Source organism: Salmonella sp. SJTUF14076 (assembly GCF_015534835.1).
Taxonomy (GTDB): domain Bacteria; phylum Pseudomonadota; class Gammaproteobacteria; order Enterobacterales; family Enterobacteriaceae; genus Salmonella; species Salmonella enterica.
This window is the reverse complement of record NZ_CP064674.1, coordinates 1829957-1852717: the sequence shown is the minus strand read 5'-3', so window position 1 is coordinate 1852717 and position 22761 is coordinate 1829957. Positions and strand designations below refer to the sequence as shown.

The window sequence follows — 22761 nt, the reverse complement described above, 5'->3', positions numbered from 1 at the left end:
GGCGGAACCCTGTGATGGAGTAAAGACCATGAGCTTCAATACCCTGATTGACTGGAACAGCTGTAGCCCTGAACAGCAGCGTGCGCTGCTGACGCGTCCGGCGATTTCCGCCTCTGACAGTATTACCCGGACGGTCAGCGATATTCTGGATAATGTAAAAACGCGCGGTGACGATGCCCTGCGTGAATACAGCGCTAAATTTGATAAAACAGAAGTGACAGCGCTACGCGTCACCCCTGAAGAGATCGCCGCCGCCGGCGCGCGTCTGAGCGACGAATTAAAACAGGCGATGGCCGCTGCCGTCAAAAATATTGAAACGTTCCATTCCGCGCAGACGCTACCGCCTGTAGATGTGGAAACCCAGCCAGGCGTACGTTGTCAGCAGGTTACGCGTCCCATCGCGTCTGTCGGTCTTTATATTCCCGGCGGCTCGGCTCCGCTCTTCTCAACGGTGCTGATGCTGGCAACGCCGGCGCGCATTGCGGGATGTCAGAACGTGGTTTTGTGCTCGCCGCCGCCCATCGCTGATGAAATCCTCTATGCGGCGCAACTGTGTGGCGTGCAGGAAATCTTTAACGTCGGCGGCGCGCAGGCGATTGCCGCTCTGGCCTTCGGCAGCGAGTCCGTACCGAAAGTGGATAAAATTTTTGGCCCCGGCAACGCCTTTGTAACCGAAGCCAAGCGTCAGGTCAGCCAGCGTCTCGACGGCGCGGCTATCGATATGCCAGCCGGGCCGTCTGAAGTGCTGGTGATCGCCGACAGCGGCGCAACACCGGATTTCGTCGCTTCTGACCTGCTCTCCCAGGCTGAGCACGGCCCGGATTCCCAGGTGATCCTGCTGACGCCGGATGCTGACATTGCCCGCAAGGTGGCGGAGGCGGTAGAACGTCAACTGGCGGAACTGCCGCGCGCGGACACCGCCCGGCAGGCCCTGAGCGCCAGCCGTCTGATTGTGACCAAAGATTTAGCGCAGTGCGTCGCCATCTCTAATCAGTATGGGCCGGAACACTTAATTATCCAGACGCGCAATGCGCGCGATTTGGTGGATGCGATTACCAGCGCAGGCTCGGTATTTCTCGGCGACTGGTCGCCGGAATCCGCCGGTGATTACGCTTCCGGAACCAACCATGTCTTACCGACCTATGGCTATACTGCTACCTGTTCCAGCCTTGGGTTAGCGGATTTCCAGAAACGGATGACCGTTCAGGAACTGTCGAAAGCGGGCTTTTCCGCTCTGGCATCAACCATTGAAACATTGGCGGCGGCAGAACGTCTGACCGCCCATAAAAATGCCGTGACCCTGCGCGTAAACGCCCTCAAGGAGCAAGCATGAGCACTGAAAACACTCTCAGCGTCGCTGACTTAGCCCGTGAAAATGTCCGCAACCTAGTACCGTATCAGTCCGCCCGCCGTCTGGGCGGTAACGGCGATGTCTGGCTGAACGCGAATGAATTCCCGACAGCGGTGGAGTTTCAGCTCACCCAACAAACGCTTAACCGCTACCCGGAATGCCAGCCAAAGGCCGTGATTGAAAACTACGCGCAATATGCTGGCGTAAAGCCGGAGCAGGTGCTGGTCAGCCGCGGCGCGGATGAAGGGATCGAACTGGTGATCCGCGCCTTCTGCGAACCGGGAAAAGACGCCATTCTCTACTGTCCGCCCACTTACGGTATGTACAGCGTCAGCGCCGAAACCCTTGGCGTAGAGCGCCGGACGGTTCCCGCGCTTGAAAACTGGCAGCTGGATCTACAGGGGATTTCCGACAACCTTGACGGCGCAAAAGTGGTGTTCGTTTGTAGCCCCAATAACCCCACCGGGCAACTTATCAACCCGCTGGATCTGCGCACGCTGCTGGAGTTGACACGCGGTAAAGCGATAGTCGTCGCCGACGAAGCTTATATTGAGTTTTGCCCGCAGGCCACGCTGACAGGCTGGCTGGTTGAATATCCTCATCTGGTTATCCTGCGCACATTGTCGAAAGCTTTTGCGCTGGCGGGTCTGCGCTGCGGCTTTACGCTGGCTAATGAAGAGGTGATCAACCTGCTGTTAAAAGTGATCGCCCCTTATCCGCTTTCTACGCCAGTGGCGGATATCGCCGCCCAGGCGCTGAGTCCGCAGGGAATAAACGCAATGCGCGATCGCGTGGCGCAGACAGTGCAGGAACGTCAGTATCTGGTGAATGCCCTGCAACAGACCGCCTGCGTAGAACACGTCTTTGACTCTGAAACCAACTATATTCTGGCGCGGTTTACCGCCTCCAGCAGCGTGTTTAAATCCTTATGGGATCAGGGCATTATCTTACGCGATCAGAATAAACAACCTTCTTTAAGCGGCTGCCTGCGGATTACGGTCGGCACCCGCCAGGAAAACCAGCGCGTCATTGACGCCTTACGTGCGGAGCCAGTATGAGTCAGAAGTATCTTTTCATCGACCGGGACGGAACCTTGATTTCCGAACCGCCAAGCGATTTTCAGGTAGACCGCTTTGATAAACTGGCCTTTGAGCCAGAGGTGATTCCCGTATTGCTGAAGCTGCAAAAAGCCGGTTTTAAGCTGGTGATGATCACTAACCAGGATGGACTTGGCACGCAAAGTTTCCCGCAGGCGGACTTCGACGGACCGCACAACCTGATGATGCAGATTTTCACCTCTCAGGGCGTATGCTTTGATGAGGTGCTGATCTGCCCTCACCTGCCCGCAGACGACTGCGACTGCCGCAAGCCCAAAGTGAAGCTGGTGGAGCGTTATCTTGCGGAACAAGCGATGGATAGCGCCAACAGCTATGTGATTGGCGATCGTGCGACCGATATCCAGCTCGCTGATAATATGGGCATTACTGGTTTACGCTATCACCGTGAAACGCTGAACTGGACGATGATTGGCGAACAGCTAACGAAACGCGATCGCTATGCGCATGTGGTCCGCAACACCAAAGAAACACAGATTGATGTCAGCGTCTGGCTGGATCGCGAAGGCAACAGCAAGATTAATACCGGCGTCGGCTTCTTTGACCATATGCTCGATCAAATCGCCACCCACGGCGGCTTTCGCATGGAGATTACCGTTAAGGGCGATCTCTATATCGACGATCACCACACGGTAGAAGATACCGGACTGGCGCTCGGTGAGGCATTAAAACTGGCACTCGGCGACAAGCGCGGTATCTGCCGTTTTGGCTTTGTACTGCCGATGGATGAATGTCTGGCGCGCTGCGCGCTGGATATTTCCGGTCGTCCGCATCTGGAATATAAAGCTGAATTTACCTACCAGCGTGTGGGCGATTTGAGCACAGAGATGATTGAACACTTTTTCCGCTCACTCTCTTACACGATGGGCGTCACTCTGCATCTCAAGACTAAGGGTAAGAACGATCACCACCGTGTCGAAAGTTTGTTTAAAGCCTTTGGTCGGACGCTACGCCAGGCTATTCGCGTGGAGGGCGATACATTACCGTCCTCGAAAGGAGTGCTGTGATGAACGTCGTCATCCTTGACACCGGCTGCGCCAATTTAAGCTCGGTAAAATCCGCCGTGGCGCGCCACGGTTACACCCCGGTGGTCAGCCGCGAAGCGGAAATCGTATTACGCGCTGACAAACTCTTTCTGCCCGGCGTCGGCACGGCACAGGCCGCTATGGATCAACTGCGCGAACGTGAACTGATCGACTTAATTAAAGCGTGTACTCAGCCGGTACTGGGTATCTGCTTAGGGATGCAACTGCTGGGTCGTCGCAGCGAAGAGACGCGCGGCGTGGATCTGCTGAACATTATCGAGCAAGACGTGCCGAAAATGACCGACTTTGGTCTGCCGCTGCCGCACATGGGCTGGAATCGCGTGTATCCGCAGGCGGGCAACCGGCTGTTTCAGGGCATTGAAGATGGCGCCTATTTTTACTTTGTTCACAGCTACGCGATGCCGGTCAACCCGTGGACTATCGCCCAGTGCAATTACGGCGAGCCGTTTACCGCGGCGGTACAGAAAGATAATTTCTTCGGCGTACAGTTCCACCCGGAACGTTCGGGCGCGGCGGGCGCACAGTTGCTGAAAAACTTCCTGGAGATGTAATGATTATTCCGGCATTAGATTTAATTGACGGCACCGTGGTGCGTCTCCACCAGGGCGACTACGCCCGGCAGCGGGATTACGGTAACGATCCCCTGCCCCGTTTGCAGGATTACGCCGCCCAGGGCGCCGGGGTGCTGCATCTGGTAGATCTGACCGGCGCTAAAGATCCGGCTAAGCGACAGATACCGCTGATTAAAACCCTGGTCGCGGGCGTGAACGTGCCTGTTCAGGTCGGCGGCGGCGTGCGTACCGAAGAAGACGTTGCGGCATTACTGAAAGCTGGCGTTGCCCGTGTGGTCATCGGTTCAACGGCGGTGAAATCCCCTGACGTGGTGAAAGGCTGGTTTGAACGTTTTGGCGCGCAGGCGCTGGTACTGGCGCTGGACGTTCGCATAGACGAACACGGCAACAAGCAGGTGGCGGTTAGCGGCTGGCAAGAAAATTCCGGCGTCTCGCTGGAACAACTGGTGGAGACCTATCTCCCCGTCGGCCTGAAACATGTACTGTGTACCGATATTTCTCGCGACGGCACGCTGGCGGGCTCTAACGTGTCGCTGTATGAAGAGGTATGCGCCAGATATCCGCAGATCGCCTTTCAGTCCTCCGGCGGTATTGGCGATATCGATGATATTGCCGCCCTGCGCGGCACCGGCGTGCGCGGCGTGATTGTCGGACGCGCGCTGTTGGAAGGGAAATTTACCGTTAAGGAGGCCATCCAATGCTGGCAAAACGTATAATTCCGTGTCTGGACGTTCGTGATGGTCAGGTGGTAAAAGGCGTACAGTTTCGCAACCATGAGATCATTGGCGATATCGTTCCGCTGGCCAAACGCTATGCCGACGAAGGCGCGGACGAACTGGTGTTCTATGACATTACCGCCTCCAGCGATGGTCGCGTAGTCGATAAAAGCTGGGTGGCGCGCGTTGCCGAGGTGATCGACATTCCGTTTTGTGTAGCGGGCGGTATCCGGTCAATTGACGACGCCGCCAAAATTCTCTCTTTCGGGGCGGATAAGATCTCTATCAACTCCCCTGCACTGGCTGACCCAACGCTGATTACCCGTCTGGCTGACCGTTTTGGCGTGCAGTGCATTGTCGTCGGGATTGATACCTGGTTTGACGACGCCACGGGGAAATACCATGTTAACCAGTATACCGGCGATGAAAACCGTACCCGCGTAACGCAGTGGGAGACGCTGGATTGGGTGCAAGAGGTACAACAGCGCGGCGCGGGGGAAATCGTCCTGAATATGATGAACCAGGACGGCGTGCGTAACGGTTACGATCTGACGCAGTTGAAAAAAGTCCGTGACGTTTGCCGCGTGCCGCTGATCGCCTCCGGCGGCGCGGGCACGATGGAACACTTTCTTGAGGCATTCCGTGATGCCGATGTCGACGGCGCGCTTGCCGCCTCCGTTTTTCACAAGCAAATCATCAATATTGGCGAATTAAAAGCGTACCTGGCAGGCCAGGGCGTGGAGATCAGGATATGTTAACAGAGCAACAACGCCGCGAGCTGGACTGGGAAAAAACCGATGGCCTGATGCCAGCCATCGTGCAACATGCGGTATCCGGCGAAGTATTGATGCTGGGCTATATGAACCCACAAGCGCTGGACAAAACCATTGAATCCGGCCATGTCACGTTCTTCTCACGCACGAAACAGCGTTTATGGACCAAAGGCGAAACCTCAGGCCATGTGCTGAATGTCGTCAGCATTGCGCCAGATTGCGACAACGATACACTGCTGGTGCTGGCAACCCCTGTCGGGCCGACCTGCCACAAAGGTACCAGCAGCTGCTTTGGCGACGCCAGCCATCAATGGTTATTCCTGTATCAACTGGAGCAGCTACTGGCAGAGCGCAAAACCGCCGATCCGGCCAGCTCTTACACGGCGAAACTGTACGCCAGCGGTACTAAACGTATTGCGCAAAAAGTTGGCGAAGAAGGTGTGGAAACCGCGCTGGCGGCCACCGTCAATGATCGTTTTGAATTAACCAATGAAGCGTCTGATTTGATGTACCACCTGCTGGTGCTGTTGCAGGATCAGGATCTCAACCTCACCACCGTAATCGACAATCTTCGTAAGCGTCATCAATAAGCGTAAAAAAACCGGGCAATGCCCGGTTTTTTTATGAGAAATTTTACCTTTCGAAGCCGACCACCATCCGGCAAAGAAGCTTACAAGGCTTTTGGCTTATAGCTACGTAGCGCATTGCGTCCCAGCACAATCCCGGCGCCGATCATCCCGCCCAGCAACACTGCCAGCACGAGGGTAATGGCTGTTTTCGGGCTATCGCGACGGACAGGCAGCGTCGGCTTCATCACATAACGATAGACGTGCACCGTATCGGCAGTCACTTTCAGATTTTTAATGTCCAGCAGCGTCTGCTTCGTCTGGTAATAGGCCGGAGAAAAGACCAGTGGACGCGTCGCTTCGTTCTGTATCATCGATTTTAGCGCATCGCTCCCCAACAGGAACATCGTGTCCTGGGTAACATCCTGGGTTTGCTGAATCTGCGGCTGCGTGATTTTGGCCTCATCCGCATAGCGCAACGCTTCTTCGATTTGCTTAATACGCAGATCTTTTTGTTCCTGCGCCACAACTTCCTGCGTCTCAAGGGACTCCTGCAACGTTTTGGTTTGCAGCGTGATATTATCTTTCAGGTCAACTTCCAGTTCCTTAGCGACCTCTTCATCCACCTGTTGGATATATTCCGCCAGCCGACGCTGCGCCCCTTCAGCGGTAGTACTCACATAAGAAACCGAGAGCGGCAGCGTCTGCCCCTTTACCGACTGTTCAATGGTGAGCTTTTCCCGCTCTTTCTGATTATCCAGCGCTTCCGATAATGCGGAAAACGCAGAACTAAAGCGGCTTATAAAATTCGCCTGCACTTCAGAGATTTTGGGGGCATTCCCGCCATACAAGACGTTGAGCGCGTTGGTATAGGTGGCAACCTGCGCGGCATCAGGTTGGGTAATAATCGCCGTGGATGTCCATTTTTCTTTGGCTATCATCAGGTAGCCTACGGCCAGCAAAATGGCGATAATAACGGCTACAATAATGGTCATCTTCCCACGCCATAACTGTAGCAATAACTCAATCAAATCAATCTGTTCCGGATCGTTCCCACGCCCGGAAGACGTATTACTATCCACTGTCATAGATACCCTAACTAAAAAAAGGATGAAGCTGGAGACAGTGTAGTCATAAAGAAAATATATGCCATAGGATTAATGATAAAAATCAGACATTATTTCCATTTGGTCAATAAATCATCGGGACTCATCAGCCCCGATTGCCTTATTAATCACTACCGAAAAGATCGCGGGTATACACTTTTTCAGCGACATCCAAAAGCTCTGCCGCCATCCGATTGGAAATAATGACATCCGCCTGCTGTTTAAAGCAGTGCAAATCACGTTCAAGACGTGAGTTAAAGAAAGTTTCTTCTTGCATTACCGGCTCATAGATGATGACCTCTACGCCTTTCGCTTTAATACGTTTCATAATCCCCTGAATCGATGAGGCGCGGAAGTTATCGGAGCCACTCTTCATAATCAGGCGATAAATGCCCACCACTTTAGGCTTTCTGGCGAGGATAGCGTCGGCAATAAAATCTTTACGCGTACGGTTTGCTTCAACGATAGCGGAGATAATATTATTAGGCACCGACTGATAATTAGCCAGCAACTGTTTGGTATCTTTTGGCAAACAATATCCGCCATAACCAAAAGAGGGATTATTATAATGATTGCCAATACGCGGGTCGAGGCACACCCCTTCAATAATTTGTCGGGTATTTAATCCTAACGTTTCAGCATAGCTGTCTAATTCATTAAAATAAGCGACTCGCATAGCGAGATAAGTATTGGCGAAAAGTTTAATGGCTTCCGCTTCAGTGGAGTCCGTAAACAGCGTCGGAATCTCCTGTTTAATAGCGCCTTCCTGGAGTAATGCGGCAAATTCTCTGGCGCGCTCAGACTGTTCCCCAATCACGATACGGGAGGGATAAAGGTTATCGTAAAGGGCTTTACCTTCACGTAAAAACTCCGGAGAGAAAATGATATTTTCTGTCGCAAACTTCTGACGCATTGCCGCCGTGAAGCCAACCGGCACCGTAGACTTAATAACCATCACGGCTGCGGGGTTGATGCTGATCACATCCTGAATGACCGATTCCACACTGGACGTATTAAAATAGTTGGTTTTGGGATCGTAATCCGTAGGCGTAGCAATGATGACGTAATCTGCATTCTGGTACGCATCAAACTTATCCAGCGTTGCCCTGAATCTGATGTTATCTTCCTTTAAAAATTGCTGAATTTCTTTATCAACAATCGGAGATATCCGATCATTTAACAGTTCAATACGGGAAGGAACAATGTCTAACGCCACCACATCATGATGTTGTGCAATAAGCAAACCATTAGACAAGCCAACATAACCCGTCCCGGATATCGTGATTTTCATTATTCGCTCTCAGAATTAACTTAATTATGAATCATGATGTATTTCGCATCCTGATAAGATATTAAAGTTTTAACGCCTGAGTATATAAAGTGCAACGCAGACGAAAACAATTCAGATTATCTTCATTACGATAAACACAGATTATTAAGTTAATATTAAGTAAAAGCGATAAATCAATAAGAATAGAGATAAAAAAAAGCCCGGTATTAAACCGGGCTTAAACATTTTTGCAGAAATTATTCCAACCACTCGGTATGGAAAATGCCTTCTTTATCAGTACGTTTATAGGTGTGCGCACCAAAGTAGTCACGCTGCGCCTGAATTAAGTTAGCTGGCAGTACTGCGGCGCGATAGCTGTCATAGTAGGCCACTGCCGCAGAGAATGTCGGCACAGGAATGCCGTTCTGCACCGCGTAAGCCACAACATCACGCAGCGCCTGCTGGTACTCATCAGCAATTTTCTTGAAGTAAGGCGCTAACAGCAAATTGGCAATACCAGCGTTTTCTGCGTAAGCATCGGTGATTTTCTGCAGGAACTGAGCGCGAATGATACAACCCGCACGGAAAATCTTAGCAATCTCGCCGTAGTTGAGATCCCAGTGATATTCATCAGACGCGGCGCGTAGCTGCGAGAAGCCCTGCGCATAGGAGACGATCTTGCCAAGATACAGCGCGCGACGCACTTTCTCGATAAATTCCGCTTTGTCGCCTGCCGGTTGCGCTTTCGGCCCGGAGAGCACTTTAGATGCGGCAACACGTTGTGCTTTCAACGAAGAGATGTAACGCGCAAAGACGGATTCGGTAATCAGCGACAGCGGTTCGCCCAGATCCAGCGCGCTCTGGCTGGTCCATTTACCGGTCCCTTTGTTGGCGGCTTCATCAAGAATGACATCCACCAGGTAGTTTCCGTCTTCATCTTTTTTAGTGAAGATGTCTTTAGTGATGTCGATCAGATAACTGCTCAGCTCGCCGTTATTCCACTCGGTAAAAGTGTTCGCCAACTCTTCATTGCTGAGGTTCAGGCCGCCTTTCAGCAGGGAGTAAGCTTCAGCGATAAGCTGCATATCGCCATATTCAATACCATTATGGACCATCTTGACGTAGTGACCCGCACCATCGGCGCCGATATAGGTCACGCACGGTTCGCCATCTTCCGCCACAGCAGCAATCTTCGTCAGGATCGGCGCCACCAGTTCATAGGCATCTTTCTGACCGCCAGGCATGATAGATGGCCCTTTCAGCGCGCCCTCTTCACCACCGGAAACACCGGTACCGATAAAGTTAAAACCTTCCGCAGACAGCTCGCGATTGCGACGGATTGTGTCCTGGAAGAAGGTGTTACCGCCATCAATAATGATATCGCCTTTTTCCAGATACGGTTTCAGCGAATCGATAGCTGCATCAGTACCTGCGCCCGCTTTCACCATTAACAGGATACGACGAGGCGTTTCGAGGGATTCAACAAACTCTTTCACCGTGTAATAAGGCACCAGCTTTTTGCCGGGATTCTCGGCAATTACTTCTTCGGTCTTTTCACGGGAGCGGTTGAAAACGGAGACGGTATAACCACGGCTTTCGATGTTGAGCGCGAGGTTGCGCCCCATCACTGCCATACCGACGACGCCGATCTGTTGCTTGGACATTACATACTCCTGTCAGGTGTGGAAACCCTGCCACAAACGGTCATGGCAGGTTAAAGGTGAATAGTATGTTAACTCAAAGGTATGATATTAAGGTAGCGATTGATGCGTTCAGATTTTACGCAGGCTATTTTATACAATTATTATTCAGTACTTCTCGGTAAGCTTAATACGCACCATCTCGCCGCAAAACAACTTTCGCTGTTTTAAACAGAATGGCAATATCATTCCAAAGCGTCCAGTTTTTAACATACCAGGAATCAAAATAAACACGAGTGTCATAATCAACATCATTACGCCCACTCACTTGCCATAGACCTGTCATGCCCGGCTTTGCCATCAAATAATAATCAACATCATCACAATAACGCTCCAGTTCATCCGAAACGATAGGTCGTGGTCCAACCAGGCTCATATCACCTTTTAGTACATTAAAAAGTTGTGGCAACTCATCAAGGCTAGTTTTACGTATAAATCGACCTACAGCTGTGATTCGAGGATCATTTTTCAGTTTAAAATCTTTCTCCCATTCAGCCCTGGCAATAGGATCGTTAGCCAAAAGTTCTTTTAGTACCTCTTGAGAATTCATAACCATAGAACGAAATTTGTAGCATGGAAAAAGTTTTCCATGCCGACCTACTCGCTGGTGACCATAAATAGCCGGACCACCATCTCGAGTAACTTTATACCACAGATAAATCATAAGTGGTGATGCAATTATAAGAATCATTATTGAACAAACAATATCAAATGTCCGTTTGAGAAAACGGGACGACCTTTTAGCCAAGTTATTTTGTATCCTTAATAACATAACTTCATGGCTAAAGATAAAAGACATATCAGTATTATATAATGGCAATCCTCTAAACGAGGGGACTACAGTAACAGAACGACAATGATGTTTTGAAAGTTCACGTAGCCAAAAATGTGTTTTCTCCAACTCGGTGTATTCATAAGCAAGGATATAATGGACATCACCTGTACGATTTAAATCCCAAATAATCTCAGTATCCTTTATCACCGGCAACATATTTATTTCAGCATCTGACGCATCCGTATCAAAAAAAGCGATAACATCAAACCCCATCATCTCCTCACTTTGCAGCGCAGAATATGCACCACGAGCATTCTGTCTGCTCCCCAGGATGATAGTTTTTTTCTTCCAGATACCTAGCTTGTTCAATAAATGCTTTGTAAGTGCGCGAAAAAAAGGCACCAGGATTATAGCAAAAGTCCAACAAAACACCCAGACATAGCGTGAAAACTGCCATTTTGTAAACGCTATCAGAGCCAAATCAAATATAGCAAAAATAACGATCGTACGAAAAATTTCTTTTAACTCATACCAAAATGGCTTGCGGTATGTATAATGTCGCAAACGAATCCAAAACCAACCGACACATACTACTGACAAAATAAAATGCGTAATAACTCTTGTATCTAATTGGTCTTGAGGAATAAATCGCTGTACTTGATCAAAAATAAAATAGACACATCCTAATGAAAACCATAAGGCTAAATTAAAAAAAATCAAATCCGATATAGCCAAAAAAATTTTACATAGCTGTGGATTATACTTATTATCAATATTATCCATTTAATCCTCACCCTCTGACCGTGCATAATGTAAATAAAATAGGCATATTAAGTAAATAACATTCAATTTTTTTACAGCAAGCATCGTTTTTTAATATTAGCAAGCGTTGTATTTACAAGATCCTGAGCTCTATTTAATAAATTAGCTTCTGCATAGCAGCGTAACTCAGGTGCATTACCAGAAGCGCGCAAATGCACAATACATCCATCACGTAAAGTAATTCGCATACCATCTGTCATATCTGTAGAAATTGCACCTTCATTCTCCAAACCAATATAGCTTAAGAGGTTGCTCAGATTTTCTCTGCCCATACTAATTAAGGATTGACTTTTATCAGTTGTAATCCCCTGTAATCTGTCAGAATGGGTGTAACGAGTTGGGAGTTCATTGACTAAAGCGCTAATGCTGGTATTCCTACTTTTGTAAAGCAGCATTATTGCTGGTAATACAGCATCACGAGTTGGTAAGGCATGAAGATTCTGCTCGTTAATACAGATGTCGCTTCCTAATAAAAAACCGCCATTGGCTTCAAAACCGACAATACGACTATAACTCCGCGATAATTCATTAAAAGCTTCGATAACATAAGGCGAGCCAATTTTTGTAAGCTTAACATGTTTAAAAAAGCGGCCAGAAGAAATTATGCTGTTACAACTAACAGGAATAGCGACGGCTTCTGCATCCAATGCAAGTGAACATAATAGACCTAGTATATCGCCTCTTAGCCACTCACCGGCCTCATCAGCAATAAGAGGGCGATCACCATCCCCATCTGTCGAGAATATGGCATCTAAATCGAACTCTTTAGCCCATGAGCGAGCTTTTTCCCGATCCTCTTTGCTTACAGCCTCTGTATCTATAGGTACAAAATTATCGCTTCTACCCAAGCTAACGACTTCAGCCCCCAATGCAATAAATAAAGGCTTATAAAGATCACGCCCAGCGCTTGAATGTTCGTAAATACCAATACGCTTATTTTTCAGGAATGGAGTAGAAAATAAAGATGTATAACGAGATATATAATTAACAGCAGCCATTTCTGAAACTATGAGTTCTTTAAGCTCTAAATGGCTGCACGTATCTTCAACACTAAGGATCGCAGCCTCATCATGTTTCGTGATTTCACCATCAGGACGATAAAACTTGAGGCCGTTCCGCTCGAATGGAATATGACTTCCCGTAACCATTATCGCAGGCATATTGTCAGACATAGACTGAAAGGCCAAAGCTGGGGTTGGTACCACTCCATAAAAAATACAGTTAACGCCTTTATCCGCCAATGCAGCAGCACACGCCTGAGCCATCCCATAACTACTTGGACGATTATCTATTGCCAATGCTACGGTATCAAAGGAAAAATGTTCCTGCATAACGGCAACAAATGAAACCGTAAAAGCAGCACATACCTGAGGTGTAAAATCTTTTACAAGACCGCGAGCCCCACTCGTTCCAAACACAATACCTGATGAATAAATAACATCACGGCTATTATTAACTACGTTCATTAGTCCACTCCTTCGAAAATCCAGAACGTTGTTCTAAACGAATAATATCATCCTCACCAAGATAGGTACCTGATTGAATCTCAATTAACTTCAGGGGGGTCATTCCAGGATTTTCCAGCGCGTGAATAGTATTCGGAGGAATAAATGTTGATTCATTTTCAGAAACCATATAAATCTGCTCTCCCTTTGTAACACGAGCAGTCCCGGATAATACTATCCAATGCTCAGCCCGGTGGTGATGCATCTGCGCCACAAATTTCTCACCCGGCTTAACAGTGATACATCGAACGAGGTAATTTTTGCCGCTATCAATCACATTATATTTTCCCCAGGGGCGGAAAACTTCTTGATGTTGTTTATATTCGTTCCTATCATTCCGTTTTAAATAATCGACAATTTTTTTAACATCTTGTACTGTATCTTTATTAGCCACCAGTAAAGCGTCTGTTGTTTGAACAATGACAAGATTGCTTACACCAATCGCACTTATAAACATATCTTCGGAATAAATGTAATTATCATTACAAGCATGTGCGAAGATATCTCCTTTTAAAACATTTCTCTGATGATCTTTATTCGATATATCCCAAAGTGAGGACCAGGAACCCACATCCGACCAGCCAGCGCTCATTGGTATCACCACCGCATGCTGTGTGTGCTCCATAACTGCATAATCGATAGAATCACTCGGGCATGACATAAACTCTTCTTTATCAATACGAATAAAATCAAGATCGGGATTTATATGTCCTACCGCCTTTTCACAAGCTTTATAAATTTCAGGTGATAAATACTTTAATTCGTTTAAATAAGAGCTTGCACGAAATAAAAACATACCGCTATTCCAGTAATATTTCCCTGATTTGAAATAGTCACCGGCGGTATCGATATCCGGTTTCTCCACAAATTCAGCCACTGCATAAGCGTCATTTCCTATCAACTCACCACGACGAATATATCCATAACCCGTTTCAGCATGCGTTGGAACAATACCAAAAGTTACAAGCTTACCATTTGCAGCGTATTCTTCAGCATGTCTGACAGCTTTCGTAAAAGCTATTTCATCCTGAATCACATGATCTGCAGCAAGAACCAACAAAAGAGGATCAGCATTATCAGCATTCTGGAGCGCACAAAACGCGGCAAGAGCGATCGCTGGTGCAGTATTACGGCCTACCGGTTCGAGAATAATATTATTTGCTAACTTGTCAATTTCACGGAGTTGTTCAGCGACTAAGAAACGGTGTCTGTCATTGCAAATGACAACGGGTTCTTCTGTAGAAAGTGAAGCTAATCGCTTTATAGTATTTTGCAGCATTGATAGTTTACCTTCAACGCTTAGAAACTGCTTCGGATGATATTCGCGTGAAAGCGGCCATAAACGGCTACCTGTGCCGCCAGCCATAATTACGGGAAGAAAAGACATTTATTTTATCTCTTTTGACGAAGAATATTGGATATTATTCCAATAACTCTTGTACATGCTAAAATAGCGACATGTAGACAACGGTAAAGATTGCCAATGCTTGCCTAATTTGTAACCCAAGAATTTAGCAAAGGTTGTTAATAAAGCTCTTGGAATCCAGAACGGTGCATTTTTAAGCAGGAATTGAATCTCTGATTTTACGAAGCGGAAACCCTCACCACCGGCTCCGCCAAAGTCACGCTGAATCCACGGAGAACAAGCATGAAATACACCAGTATCAAAATATCGTTGAAACTCTTCTCGCGGGGTATAATTATGGGAGTGTCTTACCACCGCTTCAGCGCAGTAGGCGACCTTATAACCCGCCTGAATCATCTTAGCCGCCATAAACATATCCTCGGCAAGAATTGTATGTTCAGGAAACCCACTTAACTCTTCAAAAACGGAACGGCGATAGGCAGCAAAAGAATTGGACATAAATACAGTTTTAATACCCAATTTTTCTATATCTGCCTTACTTTTAACAATAGATTTTGAACTATAATTAAAATTTCTGGCATGCACTGCAAGGGGATTAGCATCTTTATGAGGAAGTTGTCTACCACAAACCGCTGCTATCAATGGATCTGAAAAATAATAAACCAAATTTTTAATTGCATCCGAATCCGCGAGAATTGCATCTTGCGTTAGAAAAATTATAACATCAGCGTCCAGAGTTTTTGCAACTGCTAAATTTCTGGTTCCTCCATGATTAAAATCTTTAGAGTCAATATTAAATATTGATATATTTTTCAGGTCTGAGGCTAACGGAACCGTTTCATCTTTAGAACCTGAGTCTATAACAATCAATTTATCCGGATATATAGTTTGCTGCTTAATCGCATCCAGAACATTAGGCCAAAGCGACCCTGCATTATATGTGGGAATAATTAATGTTATTTTCATTTATTTTGATTCCGCCAACCAATTGCCAACCATCTGCTTCATATTATCAAAGTCATACCGTGCGACATAGTTGTTAAATCGGGAAATTGCATCAGGCAACTGCTCTATATTTTTAATTGCACTCTGCCAGCTTTTTTCATCATCCGGATTCACATATAATGCACCATTGGTTAACACTTCATGAAATACTGGTATATCGGACACTATAACTGGAGTATTTGATGCCATCGCTTCAATAGGAGGTATACCAAAACCCTCATCAATAGATGGATAAACAAGCGCGTAGGCTTTAGAATATAAAATCTTTAATTCATTAAATGAGACTTCATGTAAAAAAGTCACTTTATCTTTTAGTTCCAGATCAACGACCATTTGTTGGAGAGACATTGCATAGTCAGTACGACCACATACAATAATTAAATTATAAGAGTCAGACCAAACTTTTTTATTTTTTATGAATGAATGAATATTTTTATGTGGCCAACTTGCACCAACAGCTAAAAAGTAATTCTCTTTTTCTTTTTTTTGTATAAAATCAGACTTATTAACACTATTATAAATTACTGATATTTTCTCACTATCTACATTATAAGTTTTAGCAATGCTATCTTTAACGGTATAAGATACCGTTAAAACATGCTTACATCGCTTAACGGACATTTTTAATAAAAAGCGAAAATACACTTTCTGAATAAAACTATCTGGATAATAAAAAGGTCTTATATCATGTACGGTTATCGTTTGGTTTCTCAGTAAGGGGATAGTGTGATGTGTAGTACACACCAATTTTTTATTACCAAACTTAATTAAAACCCTCAGCGCAAGCCAGTAACTATATACATACCATACTAATGGTCTAAGTCGCGATGTTTTTGATGTGTTGCTAACAATATTCGGAACAGTAACTACTGCATAACCGAGCTTTTCAAAATAATCAGCGTGTACCTTGCTACAGATTATTGCGTCAACATCAGCTATTTCTCGCAGTGCCGTTAAAAATTTAATCGAGTATTGCCACATTCCCGTACCACTTTTACCTAAACGTGATAGGTTTACGATCATTGAATAGCTCTCCGTTTTTCCATACGCATCTTTAAAGCAATAATCATAAGGATAAATAATATTACGAAGCTTACACTAGGTGTAATTCTTAATAATAGAGTTAATGTAATACCGGCAGTAAAACACTACAAAAACAATCATAAAGAAATATATTATTATACTAACATTCCCAGAAAAAAAACATCTAAGTAGTTAAGCTATCCAAATTTATTTATATATATCAAATATGATTTTTCATTAAAAAGAAAAGTCAGTAACGTAAATCTAGCTGAATCCAGAAAGGTTAAATCTACATTTAATCTCAATATAATAACTTACTACTACTTAATTATCCGTTTAGTAAAATTCTTAAGCACGGTAATATTTTTCACTGCATATGCTAGTTTCCCAAATCGAAGTACAGTGTTGATCATATTTTTATTACAACCTAGCTTTGCATAAAATTCAGATAAATCTCTTTTTTCATCACTATTGCCATAACATGCCATAGCCAAAGTTGTATATAACCATGGTCTCTCTTTTAGCAAAACATTTTCAAATGCTCGTTTTAAAGATATATTTTTACTGTAAAAATCATTAGCTAATTTTAAATATGCAATAAAATCAATTAAAATTCGTCTGGCCTTTCCTTTCTTCTCGAAACTATCATTATCTCCTCGGCATATTACGAGTGGTTTTGATATATAATGCAAAAGGCACCCTGGCGTATTAAATACGCTCATCATGATAAATACATGAGGATAGGAAGTGCCAATATAGGACGCATCAAAATCAATGGCATCCCATCGTTCTTTTTTTACTATTAAAGAACTTAGATAGCTAAATACACCACCAATAGATAAGCATCTACTGAGATAGATTTCCCTATCTAAATTATTATTAAACACATAAAGTTCATCATCTGTTCTGAGCCAAGAACGATGAGGATTTCTAATCTCAACTAAATCACACCCGGTCTCTTTTCTGTCACATAAATATATATCTGCTTGAGAATCGAGATAAGTTTGTAATATCGCCAACGAGTCTTTCGCAAGAGCATCATCACTGCCAAATATCCAACAATAATCCCCATTCGCAAGGGATACTGAAGCAAGAAAATTCCTATCTGGCCCAAGGTTAACGCTATTACGCCGATATATTATTGGGAAATTATAATTGTTCCTCCAAACATCAATCATTTCCTCTGTACCATCAGTAGAGGCATTATCTGATATACATATCTCAATATCTAAATTAAATTTTTCCTGATTATTTATACTATTCAACAACTCTTCAAGATATTCTTTTCTATTATAAGTTGGAATACAAAATGATATAAGCATATGATTATCCCTTATTTGCCTTAATTAAGTAAGTTAGTGGAAGCCCCCAAAAAACAGTTAAAGCAAAAGATATAATCAAGCCAAGCAGCACTCCACTGATTCCAAGCGTACTAGAAAAATACCATTGTGCTATTCCACCAATTATTGCTTGTAGTGGTACTAATATCCAAAGTATTTTTAAATAATTCATACTTTGCAATAACATTGCATAAGTGTCACACCAAACGCGAATACAGAAATATATGCCAATTAACATAAAAGATAAAATAGAAACTTGATAATTAATATCTTTGGCTATTACTGAAAATATCTGTTCTTTAAATAAATAAATAAATATTGTACATCCAACAACATATAGTGAGCCAAGCAAAATATTGACACCTATCATTTTGTTAAGTTTTTTCCATTGCTGTTTGACTCTCAATTCAGCACATATAGGCCATAATGCTTGCAAAATAGCAGTATAAATAAAAAAGACTAAACCAAAAATTTTCATCGTTACTGTATATTGAACAATATCAGCAGGAGTTAGCCTTTGAGAAATGACCATATAATCTGTTTGAAGCACCACTATCGATAATAAAGTAAAAAGAAAAAACCCTGAAGATCTACGTAAAATTGCTATATAATGAGATTTTGTTGTTTTAACATGATAAAGCTTTATGTATCTATATACAATATAGCACAATGAAATCATACCCACTGGAAGATACAGGACTATTAGTGATAATTTTATGTCAACTGAGATCCCCCTATAGTATATATATAGCAAGCCGAGCATACCTATCATATAAGATAATGCGTTTAATAGATTAGCTTTCCACCCGACCAATTCGGCAAAAAGTATTTTATAAGCAATAGCTCCGATTCCAATAGAACTGAAAACCAGACATGAGGTAAAAAAGAGCATTCTGGTTTTGTCCTGTAATATCTCATGAAAAGAAGAAAGATATTTAGCGGAAATTACCCCAGAAAAAATATAAAATAAAGCAATAAAAAAAATAATAGCTATAAAGCTTAGATGTAATGCTGATTTAATATATGCATCATAACTTTTGTTTTTGGCTCTGCATTCTGATATATAATTTTGCAGTCCTGTACCTATGCCAAAATCAACAGCGCTACACCATACTAATAAACCAGTTAACAAACTAAAGATTGCATATTTCTCTTCACCTAGTATAGAAATAAGATATGAAATACTTGCTAACTGCACCCCGGCAATTATTATTTTGGATAACCATGATGAACCTGCAACAATTAAATGACTCGGAATTTTTAACAATTGAACTTTCACTATGCAATTAAACGACTTAGTTTTTACAACATAACGCGACTAATTTGTTAACGATTTATTTATTAAAAGATCATGAAAATCTCATAACCGTTTCAGTAGTTCTTCAATTCCTTTTTTATAATCGAAATTTGGTTTCCAGCCCATTGCTTTTAAATTTTTATTATTTGCTACAGAGAACATTATTTCATTATCTCTTTGCTCTATCGCACCAAATTCAAATATACTCGATGAACCTGGCATCATAGTATTTTTCAAATAAACCAGAAAATCTTTCAAACTTACCCCAGCACCAGTTCCAACTTGATACTCAGTATATGAAGGTACTTCTTTTCTATTTTCTAATATAGTTAAATAAGCATTTACCACATCATCTACAAAAATAAAGTCTCTTATCTGTTCGCCTGTTGTACATTTCACGCAACTCTGTTTTTTATTTAAGCAGTCGATAATGTATGGAATAAATTTATTTTCACCATCCCCAGGCCCATATACATGCTCTAATCGCATGTTTACAAATGAAATGTCATGCATATTAGCATAATAATGCCCAATTTCATCAAAGTGTCTTTTAGTAATTATATAAGGCCGCATATGTTGATAATTAAAATCTTTCTTGGCAAAAAAACTATCTGTATTTAAAAAGATATCCGCCCGATATTTTATTGCCAAATCAAGAAGCTTTAATGGTTTTATAACATTTGCATCTTCAATATTTATGAGAGATGATGTTTTATGCCCATATTCTGTTGCCAAATGAATGATACCAATTAATGCAGAATCAATTGATAACTCCTCGACTAATAATTCGATATTATCCCAACTGCACCATCTAACATTAGCTAATGCATTACTATTATTTTTTATTACATCTCGAGTGATTGCGACAACTGAAATCCCCGATTTTTTTAGCGCTTCGAGTAAATGCTTACCAATAAAGCCGGAAGCCCCACTGACAATTACATATTCTTTCAAAAAGGTCATCGCAATCACCAGATAGAATAAATTGAATTAGAAATTCAAACCAAAGAACTCTTCAAACTTGCTAACTACATAATCTAAATGCTCTGTAGTCAAGCCTGGATAAATACCAATCCAGAACGTTTGATTCATTATACGGTCGGTATTTGTCAACTCACCCACTACACGATATTTCACATTAGCAAAATACGGTTGGCGAATCAGATTTCCAGCAAACAGTAAACGTGTACCGATTTTTGCTTCATCAAGGAATTTCACCAGTTCGACACGGTTAACACCGCTAGTTTCTTTCAGGGTGATAGGGAAGCCAAACCAGGATGGATCTGATTTCTCTGTTGCTTCTGGTAATTCGAGGAATTCAGTGCAAGATTGCAAGCCCTGTTTCAGATAGGAAAAGTTAGCTTTACGCTGCTCTACAAACTCTTCTACGCGCTCCAACTGAGCCAGACCACATGCTGCCTGCATGTCCGTGATTTTGAGATTATATCCGAGGTGGGAATAAGTATATTTGTGATCATAGCCTTGAGGAAGTGATCCCAATTGCTGACCAAAACGTTTACCGCAGGTGTTATCGCATCCTGGCGCACAATAACAATCCCGGCCCCAGTCACGGAACGACTCAATAATTTTCTTCAGTTCACCTGACTTGGTGAATACAGCACCGCCTTCACCCATTGTGATATGGTGAGCCGGATAAAAACTAACGGTTCCGATGTCACCAAAGGTACCTACCATCTGGCCTTCATAAGTCGTCCCAAGGGCATCACAGCAGTCTTCAATCAACCATAAGTTATATTTATCGGCAATCCGACGAACTTCACTCAGGTTAAATGCATTACCGAGTGTATGAGCGATCATTATCGCTTTTGATTTCTCAGTAACTGCAGCTTCAATGAGAGAGGCATCGATATTATATGTCGGGATATCAACATCCACGAATACCGGTATTAAACCATTCTGGATCGCCGGGTTAACTGTAGTCGGGAAGCCAGCAGCGACAGTAATAACCTCATCACCAGGTTTGAGAGCTCGCTCGCCTAATTTTGGGGAAGTCAGCGCAGTCAGTGCCAGCAAGTTTGCCGAAGAGCCAGATGTAGTCGTTAAAACATGAGGAACCCCAATAAATTCCCCAAGTTTTTTCTCAAAGGCATCATTGAAACGACCAGTAGTTAGCCATCCATCAAGAGACGCCTCAACCATCAATTGTAACTCTTTGGCACCAATAACCTTCCCGGAAGGAGGCACAACGCTTGTACCTGCAACAAAAGGTTTCGGGCTCAATGCCTCATTCGCATACTGAGCGACAAGCTGAGAGATTTGCTCACGCAGGTTATTTGCTGTCATTACTTTGATTCCTTAAACTTATTTTCTTAACGAGTAGTTGCAGACATATAGTCGCTGATTTCACGCTTTGAACAAATCAACATATCTTCGCCGCGAATCCATGCTTTATGCCATTTTACGATGCGACCAAGTGTTTCAGTCAATCCCCAACGCGGATGCCATCCTAATTGCATATTTGCTTTAGAGCAATCCAGTTTCAGGTAATGTGCCTCATGAGGATGATTCTCACCATCCAGTAACCAGCTTGCATCATCACCCCAAAGCGTGACCATCTTGTCAACAATAAATTCGACCGTCTTCGCATCTTCATCACGCGGGCCGAAATTCCATCCTTCAGAAAACTTAGCACCTTCTGTATATAAGCGTTGCGCCACCACAATGTAACCAGAAAGAGGCTCCAGTACATGCTGCCAGGGACGGATAGAATATGGGTTTCGAATAATAACCTGCTGGTTATTTTCAAATGAGCGCAGAATATCGGGAATTAAACGGTCTTTAGCCCAATCGCCTCCGCCTATGACATTACCAGCCCTCACAGACGCCAAACCAACGCCATGTTGCTCATAATTTGCAGGATTGAAGAATGAGTTCCGGAATGCAGACGCGACTAATTCTGCACAACCTTTACTATTAGAGTATGGATCGTACCCTCCCATGGGTTCGTTCTCACGATAGCCCCACACCCACTCACGATTGTCGTAGCACTTATCACTGGTGATATTTACGACTGCCTTTATGTTACCTACTTGCTTAACTGCTTCAAGCAAATGGACAGTACCCATAACATTTGTTGAGTATGTTTCGATTGGCTGTTCATAAGATAGGCGCACTAAAGGCTGGGCTGCCATATGGAAAACAATTTCTGGCTTAAATTCTGCAATAGAATTGCGCAGCTTTTCAAAATCACGAATGTCGCCAATATGAGATTCCATAAGATCATTAAGACGCACTATCTCAAATAAACTTGGAACAGTTGGCGCATCAAGTGCATAGCCTTTTACAATTGCACCCATTTCAGTCAGCCATAGCGAAAGCCAGCTTCCTTTAAAGCCAGTATGGCCGGTAACGAATACACGTTTACCTTGCCAAAAATTTTTATCAATCATCTA

Annotated in this window: 20 protein-coding genes; 7 read left to right on the top strand and 13 right to left on the bottom strand. The window is 44.0% G+C overall.

Translation table 11 applies throughout. The features are described 5' to 3' along the window. Positions 1–28 precede the first annotated feature (28 nt). The 7 genes from hisD to hisIE are packed head-to-tail and all read left to right on the top strand — an operon-like array spanning position 29 to position 6163. The gene (gene hisD / locus HU143_RS08815; RefSeq protein WP_023226683.1) at positions 29–1333 is read left to right on the top strand and encodes a histidinol dehydrogenase; all 1305 of its coding nucleotides are present in this window, start codon (positions 29–31) and stop codon (positions 1331–1333) included. After that, complete coding sequence (gene hisC / locus HU143_RS08810; protein WP_023226684.1) at positions 1330–2409, top strand: histidinol-phosphate transaminase; 1080 nt, start codon at positions 1330–1332, stop codon at positions 2407–2409. The genes hisD and hisC overlap by 4 nt, the downstream gene beginning before the upstream one ends. Then, positions 2406–3473: a bifunctional histidinol-phosphatase/imidazoleglycerol-phosphate dehydratase HisB gene (gene hisB / locus HU143_RS08805; protein WP_000080044.1), complete on the top strand. Its 1068-nt coding sequence runs from the start codon at positions 2406–2408 to the stop codon at positions 3471–3473. The genes hisC and hisB overlap by 4 nt, the downstream gene beginning before the upstream one ends. Continuing rightward, positions 3473–4063: an imidazole glycerol phosphate synthase subunit HisH gene (hisH, locus tag HU143_RS08800; RefSeq protein ID WP_001103591.1), complete on the top strand. Its 591-nt coding sequence runs from the start codon at positions 3473–3475 to the stop codon at positions 4061–4063. The genes hisB and hisH overlap by 1 nt, the downstream gene beginning before the upstream one ends. Further along, a complete protein-coding gene (gene hisA, locus HU143_RS08795) occupies positions 4063–4800 on the top strand; it encodes a 1-(5-phosphoribosyl)-5-[(5-phosphoribosylamino)methylideneamino]imidazole-4-carboxamide isomerase (RefSeq protein WP_000586406.1) in 738 nt (245 codons plus the stop codon). Before hisH ends, hisA begins: the two co-directional genes overlap by 1 nt. Next, positions 4782–5558, top strand: coding sequence for an imidazole glycerol phosphate synthase subunit HisF (gene hisF / locus HU143_RS08790; protein WP_000880125.1), 777 nt, complete (start codon positions 4782–4784; stop codon positions 5556–5558). The genes hisA and hisF overlap by 19 nt, the downstream gene beginning before the upstream one ends. After that, on the top strand, positions 5552–6163 hold the full coding sequence (gene hisIE / locus HU143_RS08785) for a bifunctional phosphoribosyl-AMP cyclohydrolase/phosphoribosyl-ATP diphosphatase HisIE (RefSeq protein ID WP_023226685.1): 612 nt from the start codon (positions 5552–5554) through the stop codon (positions 6161–6163). Before hisF ends, hisIE begins: the two co-directional genes overlap by 7 nt. Positions 6164–6243: 80 nt before the next feature. Here the strand turns inward: hisIE and wzzB are convergent, their stop codons facing one another. The 13 genes from wzzB to rfbG form a co-directional block, all read right to left on the bottom strand. Then, positions 6244–7227 (bottom strand): LPS O-antigen chain length determinant protein WzzB, encoded by a 984-nt coding sequence (gene wzzB, locus HU143_RS08780; RefSeq protein ID WP_000215255.1) that lies wholly within the window; start codon positions 7225–7227, stop codon positions 6244–6246. A gap of 142 nt (positions 7228–7369) precedes the next feature. Further along, positions 7370–8536 carry a UDP-glucose 6-dehydrogenase gene (ugd, locus tag HU143_RS08775; protein ID WP_023226686.1) on the bottom strand — a complete coding sequence of 389 codons (1167 nt, stop codon included), beginning with the start codon at positions 8534–8536 and terminating at the stop codon, positions 7370–7372. Positions 8537–8772: 236 nt separating this feature from the next. After that, entirely contained in the window at positions 8773–10179 is a 1407-nt protein-coding gene (gndA, locus tag HU143_RS08770; protein WP_000043532.1) for an NADP-dependent phosphogluconate dehydrogenase, read from the bottom strand. Positions 10180–10342: 163 nt separating this feature from the next. Beyond that, positions 10343–11773: an undecaprenyl-phosphate galactose phosphotransferase gene (locus HU143_RS08765; RefSeq protein ID WP_023226687.1), complete on the bottom strand. Its 1431-nt coding sequence runs from the start codon at positions 11771–11773 to the stop codon at positions 10343–10345. Positions 11774–11844: 71 nt separating this feature from the next. After that, positions 11845–13278 (bottom strand): O-antigen biosynthesis phosphomannomutase RfbK, encoded by a 1434-nt coding sequence (gene rfbK / locus HU143_RS08760; RefSeq protein WP_001103643.1) that lies wholly within the window; start codon positions 13276–13278, stop codon positions 11845–11847. Further along, complete coding sequence (locus tag HU143_RS08755) at positions 13265–14704, bottom strand: mannose-1-phosphate guanylyltransferase/mannose-6-phosphate isomerase (protein WP_000009016.1); 1440 nt, start codon at positions 14702–14704, stop codon at positions 13265–13267. The genes rfbK and HU143_RS08755 overlap by 14 nt, the downstream gene beginning before the upstream one ends. Continuing rightward, positions 14705–15649 carry an O antigen biosynthesis rhamnosyltransferase RfbN gene (gene rfbN, locus HU143_RS08750; protein WP_000705151.1) on the bottom strand — a complete coding sequence of 315 codons (945 nt, stop codon included), beginning with the start codon at positions 15647–15649 and terminating at the stop codon, positions 14705–14707. After that, a complete protein-coding gene (locus tag HU143_RS08745; protein WP_001521643.1) occupies positions 15650–16711 on the bottom strand; it encodes a glycosyltransferase family 4 protein in 1062 nt (353 codons plus the stop codon). A gap of 320 nt (positions 16712–17031) precedes the next feature. Then, positions 17032–18033: an abequosyltransferase RfbV gene (rfbV, locus tag HU143_RS08740; RefSeq protein ID WP_000908622.1), complete on the bottom strand. Its 1002-nt coding sequence runs from the start codon at positions 18031–18033 to the stop codon at positions 17032–17034. Between the two features lie 4 nt (positions 18034–18037). Next, positions 18038–19330, bottom strand: coding sequence for an MATE family efflux transporter (locus HU143_RS08735; RefSeq protein ID WP_006497737.1), 1293 nt, complete (start codon positions 19328–19330; stop codon positions 18038–18040). An 81-nt stretch (positions 19331–19411) separates the two neighbouring features. After that, a complete protein-coding gene (gene rfbJ / locus HU143_RS08730; protein WP_023226688.1) occupies positions 19412–20311 on the bottom strand; it encodes a CDP-abequose synthase in 900 nt (299 codons plus the stop codon). A 27-nt stretch (positions 20312–20338) separates the two neighbouring features. Continuing rightward, positions 20339–21652: a lipopolysaccharide biosynthesis protein RfbH gene (rfbH, locus tag HU143_RS08725; protein ID WP_000126349.1), complete on the bottom strand. Its 1314-nt coding sequence runs from the start codon at positions 21650–21652 to the stop codon at positions 20339–20341. Between the two features lie 26 nt (positions 21653–21678). Continuing rightward, positions 21679–22758 (bottom strand): CDP-glucose 4,6-dehydratase, encoded by a 1080-nt coding sequence (gene rfbG, locus HU143_RS08720; RefSeq protein WP_000565903.1) that lies wholly within the window; start codon positions 22756–22758, stop codon positions 21679–21681. Positions 22759–22761: the final 3 nt, after the last annotated feature.